Below are 21,388 nucleotides of genomic sequence, written 5' to 3'. Positions count from 1 at the left end.
GGTGTATTTATGCATGATTACGTAGTTTGGATTTTTGCATTGTTGGTAATACCAGTAGTAATTGCCAGGGCTGATTTACTACGGAGAACTGTACGGTTAGAACAGCTCGGAAAATTAAGAGCTGTCTATAGCTGGTGGAATAAAGAAAATATGCCGCGAAACCTTAGAGGTTCATGTTTATTTCTGAACGAGAGCGAACTCAATACTAAAATCCCAGTAGCGCTTCATGGTCGTGTAGATCAAGTTTTTAAAACCAAAAGCAATGTTCTAATCACAGTGGACACTAAAACAAGAAGCTCTTTCAGGGTGTACAAATCAGATATTATCCAACTTTCAGTGTATAGAATAATATTGGCACAAAAGTATGGTGCTAAATTCAAAGTAAGTAATACAGGTTATATTCGCGTAGTTGTAAACGTTGATTCAAAAGAAATAATTCGCTACATACCAGTAAAGCTGATTTCTGAAAAGCACATATCTAATTTGTGGTATCGGTACAAAGCTATAAAGGATGGTTCAGTAAAAACAAAATGCACCTGCAACGGCCACTTACACTAAAAGTTAATGCTCCTTCTCTAATCGCCCAATTTGGGCAGAACCACATCCTTGCATATCCCCAACTTCCTGTATTGTTAACTGTAGGGAGGGGCTATGACACTCAATCAAAAAACTTTACTAACCGCCGTAATAACGTTCGCATTTGCTGCCCTTATTTTTGGGCAAATATGGGTAAGTATTATCCTCAGCGCTACAACATGGCTTTTACTGTGCACAATAATTCCAGCTTATATTTGGAAACGTAACAGAATCGCGGCCCGGGCTGTATTTGAAGCATTAAAAATAAACGCATTAGGGAAAGAGTGGGTAGGCAAGCGCTCAGAAGTAGTCCTGGTTAAAGACAAAAATAAACTTGAGGGTGTTGAGGTTATCGCGAAAACAATAGAGGGTAGCTGGTTTATTGTTGAAATATATATCAACAATAAAGGTGAAGGGAGCTTAAAAAAGTTACACGAAATAAATACCAAGGCTGCAAAAACAATATTAAAAGAGGTGCCTAAAATACATGAGCGTTACTTTAGAGATGATAAGGGAAAGTAAATGAAGACCAAGCCTAATAATGTTCAATCAGAACATATAAGTGATAGTAAGCTTATGCAAGCAGGTTTTGCTCAATGCGTATTTATAGCAATCCAAACATTAGTATTTCCTGAGCTTGGTTTTTTTGGTTGCATTATTGCTGCACAGTGCGCGTTATTTCCATGGTTACTACCGATTTGCCGCCAAGCGGTAGTAACAGCAGTTGCAATGTCTCTTACTTCTATTGTAATTAGTCCGCTATTTTATTTAGTGTGCCTTCACACAATGGATAGCATTAAAGAGTTAATAGGCCCTACTGTTAACCAGTTGACTTTACACTTTGTTGATATTTTAAAAACTTATTTGAGGGTTACACATGACTGATATACGAGCTCCTTATGCTTACTCAATCCTGCAAGAAAAAGGGGTTTCAAAAGAAAAATTAAATGAATTAGGCTTTAAGCGTGGCTATTGGGTAAGTCGTCAACTTGCACTAGAAGCAGCTGAAGAGTTGGGAGTAGACAAGCATGATCTTTTGATTAACAGCGATGTATTGGTTAATCAGAGGTTTAAAAGCAAGTTGAGAGGTAATTTAACATCATATCTATTTGAGTACTCTGGTGCGTTTAGATATTCAGCATCAATCAACCATATGCGAATTTTAGGGGTGGAAAAGGTACGTGATATAGCCCTCCCCACACGAGTAATGGATGCCTTACTACTAGAAAGAACCTTACACCAAATAATAGCTCGCTCACGATATATGCTCACGGAGCTAAATTCAAAGTTTGCAGCGTCAGAACAAGCTGTAGTGTTCAGTGATCAGAAAGCACCGGGCCTATTCAAACCAAGATCACCATACAAACAAAAAACCAATGATCAATAAAGACAAAGAGGAAACCTCAATGACTGATAAAAACAATGGAATGCCGTGGGAGCGTGAGCTTTTGCGTGACTTCATGTTTACGCTTCATAAAGAGCAGGTAAAAGACAGAAGGTGGCGTATGCTTCTAAAGATCTTGCGTGCATCTGGAATTATTCTAGTTATGTTAATTGTATTCAAGCTTGGATCAGCAGCTAAACCATCTCCTTTTGGTGGTAACGAAGCTGCAAAGTCACATATAGCATATATCAACATTCGGGGCGAAATCTCACCAGGCGCAAGTGCTGATGCTGATAACCTTATTCCAGCAATTAAAGCTGCATTTAAAAGTGAAACATCTAAAGCAGTTGTGCTTAGAATTAATAGCCCTGGAGGAAGCCCAGTCCAATCAGGGCGTATATACGAGGAAGTTAAATATCAAAAAGAAATCAATCCTAATAAAAAAGTATTTGCTGTCATTGGGGATATAGGTGCCTCTGGTGGATATTACATAGCAGCAGCAGATGAAATATACGCCGACCAAGCAAGCTTAGTTGGTTCTATTGGTGTTATCTCGTCAGGGTTCGGATTTACAGGGTTAATGAATAAGCTTGGAGTAGAGCGTAGAGCAATTATAGCGGGGGAAAACAAAGCACTTTTAGATCCCTTTGCACCACTAGATGATAGCACTCGTTTGTTCTGGGAGGACGTACTTGATAGAACTCATAAACAATTTATTGCCCGAGTAAAAGAGGGGCGTGGTGAGCGATTGAAAGAAGACCCTCGTGTGTTTTCAGGGTTAATTTGGAATGGAGAGCAAGCTCTTGAAATGGGACTTATTGATGGGTTAGGAAGCATGAATACAGTTGCACGAGATGTGATTAATGAACCTAACCTGGTTGATTACACACCTTCCCGGGATATTTTCCAAAGAATCACACAAAGCGCAAAGGTGGCCGTTTCAGCTTTTGCAAATGAACAAACTTTTAAAATGTATTAGCAGGACAAACTAATGACAACTGAAAAAAAACCAACAAACTTAATGAATGTTTTTATTTGCTTAATATCAACTTTCTTAGTCGCAATTATTGGGTTTAGTATGTACTTGACTATTACTACAACAAGCAACTTATCAAGCGAGATTTCTAATCTCAGAGGTGAGGTTAAGGAAACAGCAAAAGCCCAACTTACACCACAGCAGTTTCAAAGCGCAGTGGCTGAAAGCTTGGAGGCATTGGCAGAGAAAAAACAACAGGAAAAACTAGAGGCTAAGCTTGCTCAGTACCCTTTAGCAAGCGAGGATGTACCAGAAGGAAAAAGTATTTACGGTAACATAAATGCTCGATTTACAATGGTAGAGTTCTCAGATCTTGAGTGCCCATTCTGTAAGCGATTTCATGACACCCCTAAAAAAATAGTCGAAGCAAGTAAGGGTATGGTTAATTGGCAATGGAAGCACTTACCTTTAGATTTTCATAACCCAGCAGCTAAACGCCAATCAATTGCTGCAGAATGTGTTCGAGAGCAAAAAGGTAATAAAGCATTTTGGGTTTTTCTTGATGATGTGTTTAATAAATCAAGAGGTAACGGCCAAGGTGTCGAGGATTTAGCTTCACTCGTTGCCGGTGTTGGTGCAAATGTTACTGAAGCTCAAAAGTGTATTAGTAATGGAAGCTATAACGATAAAATTGCAGAAGACATTAAGCAAGCAACAAACAATGGGATTAACGGAACGCCGGCTACTTTCATTGTTGATAATAGTACTGGTAGAACACAGTTACTTGGAGGGGCACAGCCTCCGCAAGCAATCATGGCAGTTATAAAAAGAATGATTGCTGAACAGGAAGAGCAAGATGCAACTGAAGCATCTGAATAAATTTAAAAGTGGAGTAGAACAATGAATAAAAAACATTTAATAAAAAGTGTTTCTGAGCAGGCTGACATCACCCTAGCTAACGCAGAGAAAGCTATAAATGCTATCACTAATAATATAACTAATGAACTTGCTGGTGGCGGTAATGTTTCGTTAATTGGGTTTGGTGTATTCCAAGTTAAAGAACGTGCGGAACGAAATGGGCGGAACCCTCAAACGGGTGATTCAATCAAAATTGCTGCCGCAAAAATCCCAAGTTTCAAAGCCGGTAAAGCTTTAAAAGATACAGTTAACTCAAAATAACCCTTACACACAAAGGGCCAATTTACAATTGGCCCTATTTGATATTCGTAAAGACCAGTAAAAAGTTTCACATGTGAAATTTTTTACATCCCCCATAGCAGTATGCAGTCTAACAATTCAAGTTGTGATCTTAAAAAGGGAGATTAGGAGCGTGATCTTAACTACCCAAAAGCGGGATAATGTTTATTTGACTTAAAGGAGATTGAAATGAGGAACTTATTATTTATATTTTTAGCATTTACGCTTACTAGCCCAGCACTAGCTGATATAAATAGCTTCCGTGAAGCTAAGCTAAAACTTAAGCAGGATGTTTATTTTGACCAAACTACGAAAGGAGAAGGAACATTTTATTGCGGCTGTGATTGGCGTTGGGTCGGAAAGTCGGGTGGCAGAGTAGATCTTCAATCATGTGGGTATCAAGTTAGAGCCCAGGATAATCGTGCTAAAAGAACAGAGTACGAACACGTCTTACCGGCGTGGGCCTTAGGCCACCAGCGGCAGTGTTGGCAAAATGGTGGGCGGAAAAATTGCGTTAAAACAGATTCCACATTTAGAGAAATGGAAGCAAATCCCCATAATTTAGTAATAGCGATAGGAGAGTTCAATGCTGATAGGTCAAACTATTCGTTTGGTGAATTACCTGGAATAACAAGTTCGTATGGACAGTGCGAAGCTAAAATTGATTTTAAACAAAGGACAGTAGAACCAAGAAATAAAGTTAAAGGCCAAGTTGCAAGAATATATTTTTACATGCATGACAGATATAACTTAAATATGAGCCGACAACAACAACAACTTATGATGGCGTGGAATAACAAATACCCTGTAACTGAATGGGAAGTAAAGCGCGATAATAGAATTGCCAAGCTAGTTGGTCATAATAATCCCTTCGTTATAGGTGAAAAATCTTGGACACTCGGCCACAAAAGCTCAGGTGAAGGAATAAAAACCGTTACCACCTCACATCAAAATCAATCCCCGAAAATTATCGGTAATATACGCGGGAATAAGAACAGTAAGATATATCACCTTTCGGTAGGCTGCCCTAGCTACAACCGGGTGAGCCCTGGCAATGTAGTAAAATTCTCAACTGAATTGGAAGCAAAAAAGGCTGGATACAGAAAAGCAGGGAATTGCAGATAGCTACCAACTTCCTCTGTCCTAGACAATCAAACTTGTATACAGCTTTGCAATGTCAATACAGGGTTATAATAAGGTCTTGTAGTATTATAAAATGAGCGTTAGACTTGCTTTAAGCAAATGTAGGGGTTGTGCCCTTCGTAACAACTAGTGAGGTGTGTATATGGCAAAAGTGATTAGCTATGCCAACCAAAAAGGAGGCGTAGGTAAAAGCACTCTTTGTATTCAAACTGCTTTTTACCTTTCACTCAAGATGAAGAAGAAAGTGCTTGTAATTGATATGGATGGTCAGGGTAATACATCGAGCAGGCTGGCCCCAAGAGTTGTCGATGATCACGGCAACTTTGATACAATACTTTCAGGTACTAAAACCGCCTCACTTTTCCAAGATGAGCTAGGGGCAGTTGAAGTTATTCACTGCCCTGCAGGGATGGACTTAATTCACACACCTAAAAACGACCCAGCCCTATTTGAAATGGAGGCAGTCCCACTGGATAAGGCAATGAACCCAGCTAAGAATTTAGCGAGTTTATTTGAACAATACGATTACGTGCTGATTGACTGCCCACCCAGCCTGGGTAGAAAGCTGGTGGCTGCACTTGTAATGTCTACACATGTTGTTTGCCCAGTGAAACTATCAGGGTTTGCTGTGGATGGCGTGGAGGGACTTTTAAATACAATTATTGGTATTCGCGAAGCATACAATGCTCAGCTAGATATATTGGGTATTATTATTAATGATATGGATCGTTCAGTTAATCACGACCGATCATTAAAGGAGCTTCAGAGTTCAGTTCCAGATTTGTTATTTAAAAATATAATTATGCATAGGCCACCACTCGATACAGCTATCACTGAAGGTATTCCAGTTTGGGAGCTTCGGTATGGGCACGTAGCAGCCAAAGAAGTTGAGTTGGTACTTAATGAACTAATGGTTAAAGTGGGATAAAAATATGGCTAAGTTAGGTAACTTGCAAGGTTTGTCTGACCTTGCAAAAGCAGCAACAGGCAAAAAAGGCAAAGAAGTAATTGCTATTAATATAGAAAACGTAGTGTCAAAAGAGCAAATACGTAAAAAGTTTAAAAATATTGATGAACTTGCCATTTCAATGAGGGAAGAGGGTCAACAGAGTCCTGTTATTGTTTATCCTAAAGATGAAAATGGTAAATACGTTATCCAGAAAGGAGAGCGCCGCTGGAGAGCATTGCAAGCTGCGGGTATTAAGACAATTGATATTATGGTTAACGATAAAGAGCTTTCTGAGTTAGATGAGACTGCTGGGGAGCTTATTGAGAATATTCAGCGGGATGATTTAACTCCTTTAGAAATTGCATATGCTCTCAAGGTGTTCGCTGATTCAGGCTGGAGACAAAAAGCGATTGCGCAGCGGATTGGCAAAAACGCTATCTTCGTATCAACCCACTTATCACTCCTAAAACTCCCTGCGTGTGTGCGTGAGCTTTACGATAATGATATTTGTAGCGATACCGAAACGTTAAATAACCTTAGGTTGCTTTATGATCTAAATGAAGAGCAATGCAGCGCAGTCTGCATTAACGCGTTGGATGAGGGTATTACTCGTAAGCAAAGTCGTGATCTATTAAATGATGCAAAGCGAATTGCAGAAGAGGCCAGCTCTAGCCAAGACAGCGATGCGGTGGAAGGTGAGGCTCAGGGCAGCACAAACATTATGAACACTTTTGAAGCCAATGAAGCCAATGATGCTGGTGAAGCCAATGATGCTGGTGAAGCCAATGATGCTGGTGAAGCCAATGATGCTGGTGAAGCCAATGATGCTGGTGACTCTATTGCGCCGGGCCCAGGAGCTAATAATGGTAACGAAGATGCTTTACCTGCGATAGAAAAAGATAAAGATTGGAAGCCTGTAGAAGCTAAAGAGTTGATAATTGTAGTGAACGTACTTACTGAAACTGATGTTGTTCGTGGTATTCTATTGTTAGACAGAGCTTGCCTTGACCCTAAAGAAGTTTGGGTTAAGGTGCTAGATGGTAAAGCAGAGAAAAAAGTTAAAGTACTAACTTCTGACATTGAAATAGTCAGTATGGGTACTTTGTAATTACAGGTCTTATCTTCTGGCTCTAATTGGAGCCAGAATAAAGAAGGTGAAAATGAGTATATCAAAAGATATGAAGCGTAAATTTGATCTCATTAACGCATTATCGCGAATACAAAGACCTAGCCTTCACAGTTTACACCAAACTACAAAAATACCGGAGTCAACGATAAAGCGTCAACTTGCTTCTATCCGCACAGAGTTTGGCATGAAGATATTATTTGTTAGAGAAAGTGGTGGTGAGCGTGGTACATCAGGATATTATATGCTGACAAATTGGGGGGTCATTGATCGAGATGAGTTTTTCAAACACTATATGAAATTAAAAACCCCTTAGCTAAGGGGTTTTTAATTAGTGCTTAAGTAGCTTGCAGACCGTTTCATTTGAAACTAATAGCAGGGAGACAATATCGTTAACCTCTATTAGTTTGGATGACAATGTTGATAGTAAAGAATCTAAACTATTATGGCCCGTATTTATTGCTAAATCATTCAGCAATGCAGTTTGGTATCCAATAAGCATACCCAGCACCAGCCCTTGTTTATCAGGATCGTTAAACCAGTTTCTAAAAGTCCTTGAGGGAACAACACCATCCAAGGTGAGCGGATCATTAAAACCTAACTTTTTTGCTGCTTCAGTGTTGCTCATAGTTTTAAGGTCATCGTACTTAATAGATTTATCTTCTACTCTCTTAAAAGCAGCATCTAAAAATGTCACATAGCTTTTTCGGTTATCTTTTTTACTCCAAGTAACCAGGGTCGGATAAGGAACGTGAAATGTATTCGCAATTTCTTGTAGTTTTATAGAGCTCATAACTTTTCCAAATTTATTTTATATAACACTACCACCGGTAGTGATCATGAATTGCCTGACGTTAAAAAAGCAAGTTTGTCACTTAGAGACATATTACCAATAGTACTGCTCATAGCCGAGGTATTTAGCTCCATTAAACTTATTTGTAGATCATAAACATAAGAACTTATTGCATTATATTTATTGATTGCCTTGTTTAACTGGTCTACCAGGTGAGTTTCCCCCGGATTCCAGTATCTCAATACATCGTCACTTTCGTACATTTTTAGGCGTTCTTTAGTGAGTCGTTTAAAATTATTTAATTGGTCATTATCATTAGAGAGAATGGCTTTAACTTCTTCAACATAATCACACCAAAAAGACTGGGTGCTTTTTGCCGTGTTAGCTATGTCGCTCAAAAACTCTGAAATTAGCTGCGCGGCTTTAATCTTAGCTTTAGGGTTATTTCTTACCAACCGAGCTTGTTTTGTAGGTAAGCATGTTTCCATAATACTATCCACAGTCATGTTTTTACCATATGTAAGCTTAAGCCATAGTTTGCAAGTATCTACCTGCTCTTGATTAGATACTTCATGGCTGTGAAATCGAACCTTGAATAAATGTGAAAAGTTTTGATTTGTTATGATGTAAATTGCCCGCTTGCTTTCCTTGGAGAGCACATCTAAGTTTTGCTTTAGCAGAACCAGCAAGCTATCGCAGCACTGGCCCTGGCTTTTACTTAGAAATTTCCTTACAGATTTTCTTTGTTCGTTTCTTCTGTTTCTAACTACCATGAGTAGCTTTGCTTTATCTTTCCGGTGTTCATTCATTTTAATGAAGCGGGGATCATTCGCTAGAACGCTGTACGGGACTGACTGGAAAGAGTACAGGCCAAGACTATTAAATATTTGAGTTCGCTTTAAGATTGCGTGTAATTGCTTCCAGTATTTTTTTGCAATGGTTATAACTCCATCTGCTAACATTTGATTTGGAACTGATTCGCCACCATAATCGCGAACATCATACTTGGATAACTTAAGTAAGTGGCGTTTTTTAATTTTCCGAGCCAAATATTCATCATGGAACTTCAGTGCTTTTTCGCGACCACCAAGATCACACCACAAAATATATTTATGTGAGTCTACTTCTATGTTCTCTATATCCTCTAATGACAAGTTCAGCTCACTTGAATCCAAATGAGTTCCAACGCTAACTTCAGTATGAGTGTCGAAGTTGGGAATTAACATCAACTTTTTCTCTATGTGCGATGAGTACAATGCGCTATCAAAGTGGGGAGGGTAAAAAGCTAGTCGGGTATTTCCCTTTATAACTTTACCTCGTTTAATAGAGGTAACCCTGCGAGTAAACTGAGTTCTTGGAGTGGTTTTTCTTCTACTTTGACTAAACCCACCGAATAAAGCTTTTTCAGATAAATAATTTATACTTCTTCTGGCAGTCAATTCACCACTGAATGCCTTTTTAATATCATCCCTAAAAGCCTGGTGTTCACTTGCTGGGTTTCCTAAATGCTTTTTAGTGATGTACTCTACTTTATCATCAAAAACCTGCTCAATCTGCTCCATTACCCCGCTGTAAACTAGCGTGTCCTTAATGGTATCTTCAACCAGTTTCCCGGCTAACTTTATAGATTTGATTAATGGTTGTTCTGGTAAAACAGAGTAGTCATTAGTAATAATGTATTTTTGCTCGTATATGATTGTTATATCAGATGTGTTATTGGAAACCCTTGTTAATGAGCAATTCATATCCTCTTCAAAAATATCAACGCCATTTAAGGGACGATTCCAAAGTGCAAGTAAACTGGCCGGTGATTTAGCTTGCTTCACAGGGTCTTCATTTTTCATAGTTCTCACCATTAACGCCTCTGGCAATTCAGATGTATTACCAAGCTCAAGGCTTCCATAGCTATTTATGAGTTCACTATTCAGTTTAGGGTAGGGGATACGTCCAACACCTTGCTCTAAGCTGTTCCATATTGCTAAGGGTCGATATGGTGCTGCACCTATGCCATCTATTCCCCAGCGAAAACTTAGCAATAAGGCATGAGCTTCGCTAAATAGATAATTTAAGTTTTTCGGATCTTGCACACCCTCCACATACATTTCTAAGAAGGCTTTCTTAGTTTTGGGAGGTAAACTGCTATCTTCCGCTATTTCACGATAGCCAGGATGATCAATAACCCGGTCTGCTTTAACCAATTCACGAAACTCATTTGATATTTTTATAGAGTCTAAAGTTAGTTGTGATGCATACCGAACAAGCTTCTCAAGATACTTTGGTTTTAAAATATTGGGTTGAAGTCCAACACGAGAATAAGCCACGCTATCTACAGAGCGTGCATGCAAAGCTCGCGCTTCATACGATTCACTTAAGCGATACATAAAATCGCGTACTCTTAATGCATTCGTCACGCCAAGAGAGTCCCACCTTTTATATTTTGATAAAGCCGTAGATGATTTATCCTTTGCAGAAATCATGGTGCAAATCGAGCATCCGTACCTCGCTTTGCCATTACAACCACTACCGCCTTTATCTCCAACAATAACACTACAAGTCTCCATTGAGCCTTGCCCATAAATTTCAATTAACAGCCCAAAATCGGGAAGAAAAGCCGGAATAACATTTTTTTGATTTTTAGGGGCTTTTGTTAGAGGTTTATCACCGGCCAATCTTAGTGCATCAAACACAGAGTCAGTAGACCAGTGGCGAATAGGTGCATACTTCAAAAATGTTGTATCTCTACTTGTTACGCTTACTTCCTCAATCTCTTTTAAAATATCGCCTATACTTTTGTGTTTTATATTCTGTTTAGACATATTTGCACTTCTGCGACCACCTTCCCCAGAGCGGCTGCCCACACATGACAAGATAGAATAGCCCGCATAGTCTGCCATTGTTGTTGATTGCTTAAAGCTTTCGATAAGTTGCTTTACATACCTTTCCGATGGAGTAACTTTTAATATGATTGAACAATCGCCATGGCGCTTAGGGTTTACAATTAATTTATTACCACCAGCATATTTAATAAAGTATTCATCATTAAGTGGAGGGCTAACAATATCGTAATGAAGATTTATGTTGTTTTTGGCCGCATACGCTTCGACTCTTTTTTTGGCGTAACTAACGTATAGATTCATTGGAATACTTTCCGCCTTTGTATTCACAGTGGAAACTATAAGCGGTCTATCCCTCTCTATTTTCCCTGCTTCAATCGACTGCCTATAAGCTTCAAGCGCTATTAGCAAGGTTACAGTCGAGTCTTTGCCCTGACTAACGGGTAGATGAGCAATTACCTTCTTAGCTTCAATTACAAGCCTAAATTCAGTGACAGCAACGTTGAATAAATCAATAACATCTTGAAGGTGCCCTGTCTCAAAAGATGCAAAATCTTGTACGTCAATGATATCAAGTGGATTGATTTTAGTTACTGCGTTCATAGTTGGTGACCTTAAATAAAAGAACTGAGTTTAACTTACACTCTTAAAATTTATATTGCAATGTATATTGCAATTTATATTGCAATATACATTGACTTAGTTTTAGTTATGAAGCATTATTTAGCTATCAAATGAACTAGGAGCTAGCAATGAACAGCCTGAAATTACTTAAAAGCGATGAATTGAATATGGTGGCACCGAATAATAAAGATCTATCTGTTGTGCTTTTTAAAACGAATGAAGGCATAGAAAAGAGAGGGGTTAGAACGTATGAGGGTCTACTTAGCTTCCGAGAGTTGGCAGAGTACTTCCAGTTAGAGCCAAATTCAGACAAGTTAAATGAAGACCTTAAAGTGCAACGAGATGTAGATAGCCCAAGAGTTAATAAACTAAAAAAATATTGGGAAAATTCCAACGGCCCCGTCTTTCCTGGTATGACTATATTTATCAACGCGCTCGATATAATAGCTACTCATGATGTGGGCGGGCGCACTATAACCGAATCAATTATTAAGAGTGACACTTGCAGAGTCATTGGGGATGGGCAGGGCCGAACAGCGTTAATAAAATGGCTTCAAGAGTCGGGAAAAAATGATTCAGATTTAGACTACACAATATCAGTAAAATTTATTGTTACAGATACTGCCGCATTAACGTGTGATAAGGCTAAGAAAATAATTCGCCAGGTATTTGCTGACTATCATGTAGAGCTTAAAAAGCCTTCAAAATCAATAAGCAAGCACTTTAATACTGATTCGTGTTTTACAGTGTTTATAAATGAGTTGTTAAAGTTGGATTTCGGGTTTGGGGAAATAAAATCCTGTATAGCATTACATGGTGTTCTCAGACGCGGGAATGTTTGGACTTACGATCAATTCACAGGAATGATTTTAAAGCTACTAAATACTTCAACAGTGAATATTCAAAAAGAGCTTGCAGATGATGGAAAGCGAGCGCAATTATTTGAACTATGTAAACAGTTTTTAAATGCTGTTTTTACAACCCTACCAATCAATATTTTAGATACAGATAATTACAAAGAATGTCACGATAACACTATGTTCACTAAAGCTATCTTTGCAAATGCGTTGGGCTATGTTGGGCAGTCTATTTTTGATGAGCTTATTGCCGGTACTAAAAATGATTTCAGTGATTTAACTAGGATTAAAATGCCAATAACTAGCAAACAAGATAAATACTGGCAAAAGTCTAAAGTAACAATGAGTGATGAGGGGGTTATTAAAATAATTAGAGGTACAGATAAGCGTATTGCCAGCTTAATTTGCCATGATTTGCGCATATTCCCATGCAAATCGTTAACAGCTTAGGTTCAAAAAGAATAGGAGAGTTGAAGTGAACGTTGATCTTAAAGCCCATCGATGCCCCGATGCAACAATATTAATGAAGCGAATCATAGCTGGCGTTTCGTCATGTGAGTGCTCTTACGACAAAGTTACAATATCGACAATTGAACCCTCATTAGAGAGAAACACAAAGGAGGCCATAGTGTTACTAGGGTTGCCTCTATCCGTTGTTAACGTAGAGCGTATCGATATTACAGAGCAGCACAGGACAACTTGGCAAGATGATTTTGATGAAGAAGATTATGGTGATGTATCAATAATCAGCAATATAACTATCCAAAGAAATAAAGGTTAATAGCTATAGAGCGTTTAAATTAAACTTTGCCTGAGCAATACATAGTTTGAACGAAGGCTAAATTGCAAATTCCAGCGCTTGACGCTATATTATACGACAGTTGTCATATTTGTTAGGTGTGCGTTATGAACATAGTTGAAAATGATTATATAAGCGTAGTAAGTGGCGGGAAAGTAACTAGTAGATCTACTGCTATTGATGAAATTAGTATTGCTACCAAGGGCCTAAAAGCTAACGCAATTAATATTCTTGGTAAAAAATTAGAATGGGAGTCAGGAATGATAGCGAGAGCAATTGGCACTACCACAAGAACGTTAGAGCGCCATATAGAATCAAAAAAACCATTGAGTATTAAAATAAGTGAAAATGCACTTGAGTTGGCTAGACTATCTACCATTGGTACGGATTACTTCGGTAGTGTAAAAAGATGGAATGAATGGTTAAGCACTCCACACACTCAATTTGAAAACAAAGAACCTAGAGAGGTAATGCATACAATTCGTGGTCGTGAGCTGATAAAGCGAATCATCCTGGGTTTAGAGTATGGGTTTAATGCTTAATGAACGGTTATAGAATAGCTCCAAAGAAACACAATAACATTCATAACGCTTTATCTGGGATAGGTGGGCTTCATGCGGAAGGGCGGTGGCATTTTACAGGTGCCCCAATCGTGTACTTGGCTAGCTCAAGATCACTTGCGATGCTAGAAAGGCTTGTGAATGACTCTACTGATATTTTAAGTAAGCAATTATCTGTCACAACAATACATATAAGCGATGAAATTAAAATAAAGCGGCTGGTGGCTAGTGAGTTACCAATTGGATGGGATGAGCATCCATACATCCCCCACACACAGCAGTTTGGTACTAAATGGCTTTCAAGTATGGATGCTGCAGTTCTGCAAGTTCCTTCTAGCCTTTGCCAAGAAGAATACAACTATATTATCAATCCAATGCATGAAGATTCATCAAAAATTAAATGCATAGATTGTAAAGACTTTTTCTATGCTAAGCGTCTTTCCAGCAAGCTTTAAGCCATGGAAAGATTAATTTTTAAGTTGAATTATTCAAATAATAGATAGGAGCAACCAAATTGAATGAGCCACCTCTTGTACTAGTAAAAACGTGGTATGAAATGCTAGTAAACTCAAGTGACAAACAGCTAACCGCTCACGCCGAAAAGATGCGAAAGCATAAGCTTATAAATTAACTCATTTCCCTAAATTGTTCCCACTTTCCCACTTTTCCCAGCCTCATTCGGGGGAGGGGAGCATAAAACCCTAATCAAATACATAAATTAGGGTTTTTAATGTCCCGCTTCACTAAATGCTTCGTAATAACATATCCATTATAAATTGAGAGCTATTCGGCATTTCTTTTTCAATGAATTGCTGGCGCTTTTCTATCGGCCAGTTCATAAACTCAATAAGTAGAACTTTTTTTCTGGTAAACTGCTTAGCGCGCATACCATCCTCCTCGTATGTTTTTGGTATGTGTATAGGGCTGCAACGTTCTTCTACCTTCGTGCAGCCCTTCTTTATATATTATAGTATCATATTTTAATATCAAGGAATCATATAAAGGGTCTGTAAAAGTATTTAAAAATTTCACATGTGAAAGTTATTTGATTCCTAGCAAAGTAAGTGGCTTAGACGATTTATAAAATAGGGAAAAGCGGGAATATGAACAGTACATATAGCAAAACTAAAACAAGCCTCTATCGAAGATTGTACATTTGTTACTTAATTGACTCGGGAATTAATACAGTTCCTTCGCTCTTAGAGGTAACAGAAATGCCCAGGCGAACACTCCAAGACGCAATAGCTGCGTTAGCTGAGATGGATATAAAATGCACCGCTTATGGGGGGACAATAAATAGAAGTTACACAATAAGTTGCTGGGGGCCAATTAGAAAACAATATGTAAAAGAGAACTTGCAGCACATTAAAGGCGTGTTAGGATGTAGTTAAACAAGATGAAGGATCAAGTTTTTACTAACTTGTCTTGGATCAGGTTTATACTAACTTAATTACTAGTAGGTTACTCATTATGAAAATGAAAGAAGCAAACTTCGCATATGCTACAGCTATTCAGACAGGGCATGATGCTCCTTTAATAAGTGATTTTATTGGCGGTATTGAGTTGCTAGCTGTTTATATTAATCAGCGGCTTCAAATGGGGTTACCGCTGAACAATTCTGATATGGAAATGAAAGAGGCAATAGAGTATTTATATTTTCACGAGCGCAAAGTGAAAAAGCTAATTTCTGAATACTCAAAACGCAAAGAGTGCAACGATACTAGTGTGGAAAATATAGGGTTGTATGATGAATTTATACAATCATTAGAGCGCTGCCTAAAATTAGATACCCACAAATAGGGCCCTTATAGTATATTCAAAACGAGCGCATCATCAGGAGTGAAAATGGAAATTGCACTAGGTGTTATGATTGTAATAATAGCCGGTTTGATATTTGCGTTAAATAAAGCTAATTAAAAAAGAGCTCCCATAAGCTTTGCAGCATTATGGGAGCCTAACTAACTAAGGTATTAAGGTTTTACTTCCCAAGAGCGTTTAACGCTCTCACGCGCTGTATTGCTACAGTAACTGATGTAATCAAGATAAAGCAGCTCCTCTAAAGCATTTTCAATTTGTTCTTTATGTAAATTGTTTTCAGTACCTAATAGAACGGCATGGCGTTTACTTATCGCGCCCATTTTTGAGTTGCTTACTAGAGCGGCAAGAAGTTGGAGCCCATCCATTGATAACTCATCATCCACAAACAACCTTTCTGCTACTACAGTGAATTTAATCAATGCCATTAGTAATTTCCCCTAACCAATCTAACGTGTCGTAAATTTGTAACTTCAGGACTTAAGTCAGAGCCTGTAGCAAAGTCAATACTGTAACCGCCATTAACCACACCTGAAGTATCCGCTCGTGATGTTGAGCTCCAGTAGGTCGCTGATGGTGTATCGGGAAATACACTTAAGTTTATAGCAGGGCTATGGCACTGCGCATTTACGAGCGAAGCTAACTCTTTTATGTTGGGTAATCGCCAATCATCATAACCTGCTAAGCCTCCACTGGTGTTTAAGTCTTGAATCGTTGTTAGTGAGTCAGCCCAATCTAAATTAGCGGCAACCCCAGAGCAGCCGCGAGTAGAGTAGGTTTGGCCTAAGCTGCACTTCGACCATACTAAACCGGATTGAGCATCCGTTATAGTTCCATCCAAGTGATCAATATACTGCTGGCTACTTACCCGGGGGTAGATTGTGCTTTCCTTACATACTTGTGCAGCAACTCCAGAGGTTAACAGTAGGGTTGATATAGCGAATGCAGTTAAATTAATAGATTTCATTTTTTATTCCTCACTGCGATAAATGATTGGTATACACCTTTTTGGCAAAGCTTTACATGACCATCACCAAAATCATAACACCACGCCGATGCTTCATTATCAGCACCAGGGGTTGCACTTAGGTAGTTAGTATTTGTTTTTAAATTAGAAAAGAAGTTACTTTCTGGTACTGTTGTCACTTCAGGTTGCTCATAATTCGCAATAGATCGTAATTCACTCGCTTCTGGGGCTCGCCAGTCATTAAAACCACACGCACCAACTCGGTTCATCTCAGTAATATAAGCTTGGGTGTCACAATAAATTTTATCTTTGCGACCAGGATCTTTTGTGAATCCACAGTATCCATTAGTTACAGTAACTGGCCGGTCTTTAGGTAAGGAATTTTGTGTCGTTCTTTGAGATCCAGAGCTCCCTCCGTTATCTTTTATATTTGAGTTATGCCATCCATAGGTAAAATTGCCGGCGCGCCAACTATCGCCGGTTGGTATTTCCAAAACATCGTCTTCACCATTTTCTTTTTTAATTGTGAAATCTGGCTGCTTATTCTCCCAGACTAATCCGGTAACATTATCCTGGACACAGCTCCAATTCTCACTGGTAGCTGGTAGTGGGTTACCATTGAAGTCAATTTTAGTAAAAGAAAAGCCTGCATGACCGTGATCATTGTTACCAGCTTGATTTAGATCGCGGCCATACGAAGCATCTTGTCCCGGGTGGCTTGCTGGCTCAAATGATAAATTAGAAACAACTCCATCACTGAATTTGGTTAGTCCGGTATCGTTTAATCCAATATCACCCAAAATAACAACTGTATGAGAAGAACCCTCGCCACTAATTAGATCTGCATTTTCAATTTGTTCTAACGTTACAAAGATTGTTTCTCCACCCTCAGGTATTGGATCTTCGATAATAGATAGCTCAATTTCTCTAAATGTCTCTCCTGCTGAAAAATATACTTCAGTTTCATTGAGCGTATAATCATCGCCCAGAAGTGCAGTGCCAGATAATGACACCGTAGCAGTAACATCAAAGCCACTTTCAGCTGATAATGAAACCGGAACTGTAACAACCCCCACGTTTTCAGTAGCTGATTGTATAACTGTATCAAAGGTTAATGTTGGAACTGAGTCATCATTGAGTATTGTTATTGTGGCTGAACTATTTTTATCATTTATTTCTGCATTAGTGACCGAATCTAAATGAACTTTGAAATACTCATCTGGTTCATGCTTATCATCTCCATGAATTAAAACATCAATTTGCGCACGCCGACTACCCGATGGGATGATTATTTTACCGCTCTTCGCTGAATAATCTTCACCATTAATAGCTGAAATATCTTCAAAAGAATATCCAAGCTCAATATCTTCTGCTGATTTTTTAGAAAGGCTTATCGGAATTGACAGACTTTTACTACTCCCTTTATTTCCTTCATTTATAGAAGTGTTTTCGATTGAAATTACTGCCGGTGTATCGGGTGTTGACGTTTTATTATCGTCTTCGCCACCGCCACAACCTGTTAAAATCATGGCTGAGGCAACTGAAGATAAAGCAAATAACTTTCTTAGTTGCATAATATTATTTATTTTCATGAGTTATTTTCTCCTGGGTTTAATAGACTGAACACCTCTGCAGGTGGGGAAGTTTGAGCATCCCCAGAACTGAGAAGCCTTTTCTCCCTGTTTTGGTTTACCTTTTCGCTTAAGCATAGGTGAATCGCACTCGGGACATTTGGGAGCATTCTTTTGGGGGGTTGTTGCTTTTATAGGATCGACAGGCTTACCGCGATTATCGTTAAACGTTTTCTTACACGAGGTGTTTTTGCAACCCCAAAAGAAACCATTTGATCCTTTTAACCGGGTTAATTCACCTCCACAATTAAAGCATTCATGAGTTGCGGGTTTAGTCCCTTCAAATGCCTTAGAAATAGTTCCACCACTTTTCACTAAAGCAGAAGAGTTCACCTTTAGCTCTTCTACTAGCTTGCAAATCCAGTTGGTTATTTGATTCATAAAAACAGTCATATTACCGTGGCCGGAAGCTATTTTTTCTAACTCTTGCTCCCATGCCGCTGTCATGCCAGGAGATTTTATGGCTGGTGGCATAATAGCTATTAAGGCATTTGCTTTTTCGGTAGAAATAAGCATTTTTTTCTGCCGCTTAAAATATCCTTTATCCACGGCCCCTTGAATAATGCCCGCACGAGTTGCTGGTGTACCAAGCCCTGCAGTTTCAGCTAAAATCTTTTTGAATTTTTCTTCAGTAACAAACCGAGAAATATTTTCCATAGCAGCTAATAATGAAGATTCTGTAAAGTGGGGTGAGGGGCGTGTTACTTTACTACCAATGGATGAGTTACTTATCACAGCAGGCTCGCCTTGATTTACACGCGGAAGTTTATCTTGCTCTGCGAGCCCTTCACCAGCCTCTGTACCCTCGTCCTGTGGGGAGCTTTCACTTTCGGAGTTAAAAAGTACTTTCCAACCCTGTTTAAGAGGTGTTTTACCAGCAGCTATAAATAAGTGATTACCACACATTACATCAATTACAGTACGGCTAAATTCAGCTGGACTATAAAACTGAGCAATATAAAAACGCCGTACTGCATCATAAATATTGAACTCAGGCTCAGACATGGCGGAGATATCTACTTTGAACGGCGTTGGGATAATAGCGTGGTGAGCTGTTATTTTTTTATCATTAAAAACGCGTGACTTACGGCTTGTATCCGCACCGGCCACCAGCCCCGACACTGCTTGGTCAGATAAAATTAAATTTTGAAGAACTTCATTAGCTTCTTGTTTTTGTGACTCAGGAAGGTATCTGCAATCCGTTCTAGGATAAGATGTAGCGCGAAATTTTTCATACAAATTCTGAGCTACATCAAGCACTTCTTGTGCAGTATATCCCCATCTCTTGCTTCCATATTGCTGTAACGAAGTCAAATCAAAAGGTAGTGGTGCCGATTCTTTCCCTGCTTTAGTTTCAGCTTTAGATATGACAGCTTGAGCCCCTTTTATTTGAGCTGCCACTTGCTCTGCATAAGCTTTGTTTATGCAACGACCTTGCTCATCAATAAATTCATCAGGTGCACACCATCTAGCGCTAAAGTGTCCATTCTGCACAGAGACTGAGATATCTAGCGTCCAGAATGGAGATGCTTTGAAGTTAGTAATATCCTGATCTCTTTGGCAAACAAGAAAAATAGTAGGGGTGATCACTCGGCCTATATGCAACGTTTGGTCAAAACCTGCCTTCCGAGTTAAGACTGTATACAATCGACTAGCGTTCATGCCAATCAACCAATCAGCTCTCTGGCGAGCAATTGCAGCATAGTATAGTGATAGGGTTTCTTTACCATCTTTGATATTTTTCAACGCTTTGCGAATACTATTATCATCTAGTGCCGTTAAGCATACGCGTTTTACTAAACCTGAGTACTGAGCTCTATCCATGAGTGAACGTGCAATTGCTTCACCTTCTCTATCATAGTCAGTAGCTATATAAATAATTTGCGCCTTTTTAATAAGCAAATCGATAACTTTAACTTGCTTTGATGCGGTTTGTTTTACTTTAAGCTTCCAGCTCTCAGGTGAAATTGGTAAGGTATCTAATGACCAAGACTTAAACTTATCACTATAATCTTGAGGCATGTACATTTGCAATAAATGCCCGAAAGCCCAGGTTATATAGTTTTCCTTACCATCATGAAGGTAGCCATCTCCGCGTTTAGTTATACCCAAAACGGCAGCTAAATCTTTTGCTTGAGATGGTTTTTCACAAATATATAGCTTCATTACCCCTCCTTACGTTTGCGTTGTAAGCTGAAATGACGAACCGATGAAGATGACTCAAGAAGGCCCCGCCATTTTAAAGATAGGTTTTGCAACTCAACATGTTCTTTTGCTATATCGTTTAGAACACCCGAAATAACAATAACAGAGTCAAGAGGTGTACATCTTGAGCCAGCCTCTTCTAGCATTACGCGCGTTTCTTCATATAACTCAGCTTTGCGATCTGTTGAGTCGTAATTGCCATTAAGTTTTATTGTTTTATTGCTTTGCATGGATTCACCACAGATTTAGGTCGAACACTACTTCTAACAATGTTCCGTTGTGTCGAAGTTACATTTTTATCGGTGCAAAAGCTTACCCATGCATCCAAATATGACTGGTAGTTATGGTCGGGTAGCGAGCAAGAATCTGTAAGTATATCGGGTATACCTTTGGCTCCGCCGTTCTCTGTCACGAAGTTCCAATCAGCTTCATCCATACCTATCCCAGCATTACAGAAACGTTCCCAACGAGATAACTCATAGAATGAATATCCCTGTTTAATATTTTGGTGTTTTTTATCAGCAATTGCTAAGGCGCTGTTAGCCTTTGTATTCTTATCAATTTCAGTTACTGCAGCTATAGCGTTATTAACCGTGTAAGGCGTTTCCATATCTGCTACAGGTAAGTTGGCCTTCGCTTCTAACGTATGCAAGTTACCATCACCTAGAACATGAATATAACCAGGTTGTCGAATTGCCGCTCCGCCTCGACCTATGTTATCCCAAGAAAGAGTTAACCCTCGGGTTACACGCGCTTGTTTAGTTTCTACTACTGTTACATCTTTCGCAGGTTCTGGTTCAGGAGAGTTAGTGCAGCCGGCCATGAAAACAACACCAACAATGAGAAAAGAGGCTTGCTTCATTATTTAATTCCTATTCATTAAATCGTCTTAGTTAAGTTTACGGTATATTGGGCCTAATACAGCAAGCTCTAACTGCCCAATTTGGACAGA

Annotated in this window: 26 protein-coding genes; 17 read left to right on the top strand and 9 right to left on the bottom strand. The window is 39.0% G+C overall.

All coding sequences use genetic code 11. The features are described 5' to 3' along the window. The first annotated feature begins 9 nt into the window (after positions 1-9). From MTN97_RS06160 to MTN97_RS06110, 11 genes are all read left to right on the top strand, one after another. The gene (locus MTN97_RS06160; protein WP_248473947.1) at positions 10-558 is read left to right on the top strand and encodes a PD-(D/E)XK nuclease family protein; all 549 of its coding nucleotides are present in this window, start codon (positions 10-12) and stop codon (positions 556-558) included. Positions 559-651: 93 nt separating this feature from the next. Continuing rightward, positions 652-1,098: a hypothetical protein gene (locus tag MTN97_RS06155; protein WP_248473946.1), complete on the top strand. Its 447-nt coding sequence runs from the start codon at positions 652-654 to the stop codon at positions 1,096-1,098. Continuing rightward, positions 1,099-1,461 carry a hypothetical protein gene (locus MTN97_RS06150; RefSeq protein WP_086957826.1) on the top strand — a complete coding sequence of 121 codons (363 nt, stop codon included), beginning with the start codon at positions 1,099-1,101 and terminating at the stop codon, positions 1,459-1,461. Further along, positions 1,454-1,963, top strand: coding sequence for a hypothetical protein (locus tag MTN97_RS06145; protein WP_248473945.1), 510 nt, complete (start codon positions 1,454-1,456; stop codon positions 1,961-1,963). Before MTN97_RS06150 ends, MTN97_RS06145 begins: the two co-directional genes overlap by 8 nt. A gap of 19 nt (positions 1,964-1,982) precedes the next feature. Then, complete coding sequence (locus tag MTN97_RS06140) at positions 1,983-2,939, top strand: S49 family peptidase (protein WP_248473944.1); 957 nt, start codon at positions 1,983-1,985, stop codon at positions 2,937-2,939. Between the two features lie 12 nt (positions 2,940-2,951). After that, on the top strand, positions 2,952-3,815 hold the full coding sequence (locus tag MTN97_RS06135) for a DsbA family protein (RefSeq protein ID WP_248473943.1): 864 nt from the start codon (positions 2,952-2,954) through the stop codon (positions 3,813-3,815). A 21-nt stretch (positions 3,816-3,836) separates the two neighbouring features. Beyond that, on the top strand, positions 3,837-4,115 hold the full coding sequence (locus MTN97_RS06130; RefSeq protein WP_248473942.1) for an HU family DNA-binding protein: 279 nt from the start codon (positions 3,837-3,839) through the stop codon (positions 4,113-4,115). A 207-nt stretch (positions 4,116-4,322) separates the two neighbouring features. Beyond that, a complete protein-coding gene (locus MTN97_RS06125) occupies positions 4,323-5,258 on the top strand; it encodes an endonuclease (protein ID WP_248473941.1) in 936 nt (311 codons plus the stop codon). Between the two features lie 160 nt (positions 5,259-5,418). Further along, entirely contained in the window at positions 5,419-6,204 is a 786-nt protein-coding gene (locus tag MTN97_RS06120) for a ParA family protein (protein WP_248473940.1), read from the top strand. Positions 6,205-6,208: 4 nt separating this feature from the next. Next, positions 6,209-7,333, top strand: a complete 1,125-nt coding sequence (locus tag MTN97_RS06115) for a ParB/RepB/Spo0J family partition protein (protein WP_248473939.1) — start codon at positions 6,209-6,211, stop codon at positions 7,331-7,333. Between the two features lie 52 nt (positions 7,334-7,385). Continuing rightward, the gene (locus MTN97_RS06110) at positions 7,386-7,667 is read left to right on the top strand and encodes a helix-turn-helix domain-containing protein (RefSeq protein ID WP_024608528.1); all 282 of its coding nucleotides are present in this window, start codon (positions 7,386-7,388) and stop codon (positions 7,665-7,667) included. A gap of 15 nt (positions 7,668-7,682) precedes the next feature. On the opposite strand, the gene MTN97_RS06105 is transcribed toward MTN97_RS06110, so the two are convergent. Beyond that, on the bottom strand, positions 7,683-8,144 hold the full coding sequence (locus MTN97_RS06105; RefSeq protein WP_248473938.1) for a hypothetical protein: 462 nt from the start codon (positions 8,142-8,144) through the stop codon (positions 7,683-7,685). 44 nt (positions 8,145-8,188) lie between these two features. After that, positions 8,189-11,581 (bottom strand): hypothetical protein, encoded by a 3,393-nt coding sequence (locus MTN97_RS06100; protein WP_248473937.1) that lies wholly within the window; start codon positions 11,579-11,581, stop codon positions 8,189-8,191. Positions 11,582-11,730: 149 nt separating this feature from the next. Between MTN97_RS06100 and MTN97_RS06095 the strand changes: the two genes are divergently transcribed. The 4 genes from MTN97_RS06095 to MTN97_RS06080 all read left to right on the top strand — a co-directional run bounded on the left by MTN97_RS06095 (position 11,731) and on the right by MTN97_RS06080 (position 14,273). Further along, positions 11,731-12,909 (top strand): DGQHR domain-containing protein, encoded by a 1,179-nt coding sequence (locus tag MTN97_RS06095; protein ID WP_248473936.1) that lies wholly within the window; start codon positions 11,731-11,733, stop codon positions 12,907-12,909. 25 nt (positions 12,910-12,934) lie between these two features. Beyond that, the gene (locus tag MTN97_RS06090) at positions 12,935-13,240 is read left to right on the top strand and encodes a hypothetical protein (protein WP_086957845.1); all 306 of its coding nucleotides are present in this window, start codon (positions 12,935-12,937) and stop codon (positions 13,238-13,240) included. 125 nt (positions 13,241-13,365) lie between these two features. Continuing rightward, entirely contained in the window at positions 13,366-13,800 is a 435-nt protein-coding gene (locus MTN97_RS06085; RefSeq protein ID WP_248473935.1) for an antitoxin Xre/MbcA/ParS toxin-binding domain-containing protein, read from the top strand. Further along, positions 13,800-14,273, top strand: a complete 474-nt coding sequence (locus MTN97_RS06080) for an RES family NAD+ phosphorylase (RefSeq protein WP_086957849.1) — start codon at positions 13,800-13,802, stop codon at positions 14,271-14,273. The genes MTN97_RS06085 and MTN97_RS06080 overlap by 1 nt, the downstream gene beginning before the upstream one ends. Positions 14,274-14,561: 288 nt before the next feature. Here the strand turns inward: MTN97_RS06080 and MTN97_RS06075 are convergent, their stop codons facing one another. Further along, positions 14,562-14,705, bottom strand: coding sequence for a hypothetical protein (locus MTN97_RS06075; RefSeq protein WP_248473934.1), 144 nt, complete (start codon positions 14,703-14,705; stop codon positions 14,562-14,564). Between the two features lie 216 nt (positions 14,706-14,921). On the opposite strand from MTN97_RS06075, the gene MTN97_RS06070 reads away from it, so the two are divergent. Both MTN97_RS06070 and MTN97_RS06065 read left to right on the top strand, forming a co-directional pair. Continuing rightward, on the top strand, positions 14,922-15,209 hold the full coding sequence (locus MTN97_RS06070; RefSeq protein ID WP_086957853.1) for a helix-turn-helix domain-containing protein: 288 nt from the start codon (positions 14,922-14,924) through the stop codon (positions 15,207-15,209). Positions 15,210-15,288: 79 nt separating this feature from the next. Beyond that, entirely contained in the window at positions 15,289-15,618 is a 330-nt protein-coding gene (locus MTN97_RS06065; RefSeq protein WP_248473933.1) for a hypothetical protein, read from the top strand. A 170-nt stretch (positions 15,619-15,788) separates the two neighbouring features. Here the strand turns inward: MTN97_RS06065 and MTN97_RS06060 are convergent, their stop codons facing one another. The 6 genes from MTN97_RS06060 to MTN97_RS06035 are packed head-to-tail and all read right to left on the bottom strand — an operon-like array spanning position 15,789 to position 21,259. Then, positions 15,789-16,061, bottom strand: coding sequence for a hypothetical protein (locus tag MTN97_RS06060; protein ID WP_086957857.1), 273 nt, complete (start codon positions 16,059-16,061; stop codon positions 15,789-15,791). After that, the gene (locus MTN97_RS06055) at positions 16,061-16,600 is read right to left on the bottom strand and encodes a DUF1566 domain-containing protein (RefSeq protein ID WP_248473932.1); all 540 of its coding nucleotides are present in this window, start codon (positions 16,598-16,600) and stop codon (positions 16,061-16,063) included. Before MTN97_RS06055 ends, MTN97_RS06060 begins: the two co-directional genes overlap by 1 nt. Then, positions 16,597-18,192: a DUF1566 domain-containing protein gene (locus MTN97_RS06050; RefSeq protein WP_086957861.1), complete on the bottom strand. Its 1,596-nt coding sequence runs from the start codon at positions 18,190-18,192 to the stop codon at positions 16,597-16,599. The genes MTN97_RS06055 and MTN97_RS06050 overlap by 4 nt, the downstream gene beginning before the upstream one ends. 3 nt (positions 18,193-18,195) lie before the next feature. After that, positions 18,196-20,397, bottom strand: a complete 2,202-nt coding sequence (locus tag MTN97_RS06045) for a DNA topoisomerase 3 (RefSeq protein ID WP_248473931.1) — start codon at positions 20,395-20,397, stop codon at positions 18,196-18,198. Continuing rightward, a complete protein-coding gene (locus tag MTN97_RS06040) occupies positions 20,397-20,666 on the bottom strand; it encodes a hypothetical protein (protein ID WP_248473930.1) in 270 nt (89 codons plus the stop codon). Before MTN97_RS06040 ends, MTN97_RS06045 begins: the two co-directional genes overlap by 1 nt. Beyond that, a complete protein-coding gene (locus MTN97_RS06035; protein WP_248473929.1) occupies positions 20,645-21,259 on the bottom strand; it encodes a hypothetical protein in 615 nt (204 codons plus the stop codon). The genes MTN97_RS06040 and MTN97_RS06035 overlap by 22 nt, the downstream gene beginning before the upstream one ends. Between the last annotated feature and the right edge of the window lie 129 nt (positions 21,260-21,388).

The organism is Pseudoalteromonas sp. 2CM36K (assembly GCF_023161865.1).
GTDB classification, from domain to species: domain Bacteria; phylum Pseudomonadota; class Gammaproteobacteria; order Enterobacterales; family Alteromonadaceae; genus Pseudoalteromonas; species Pseudoalteromonas tetraodonis.
Note: the sequence above shows the minus strand (reverse complement) of the source record. Positions and strands in the feature narration are given on the sequence as shown.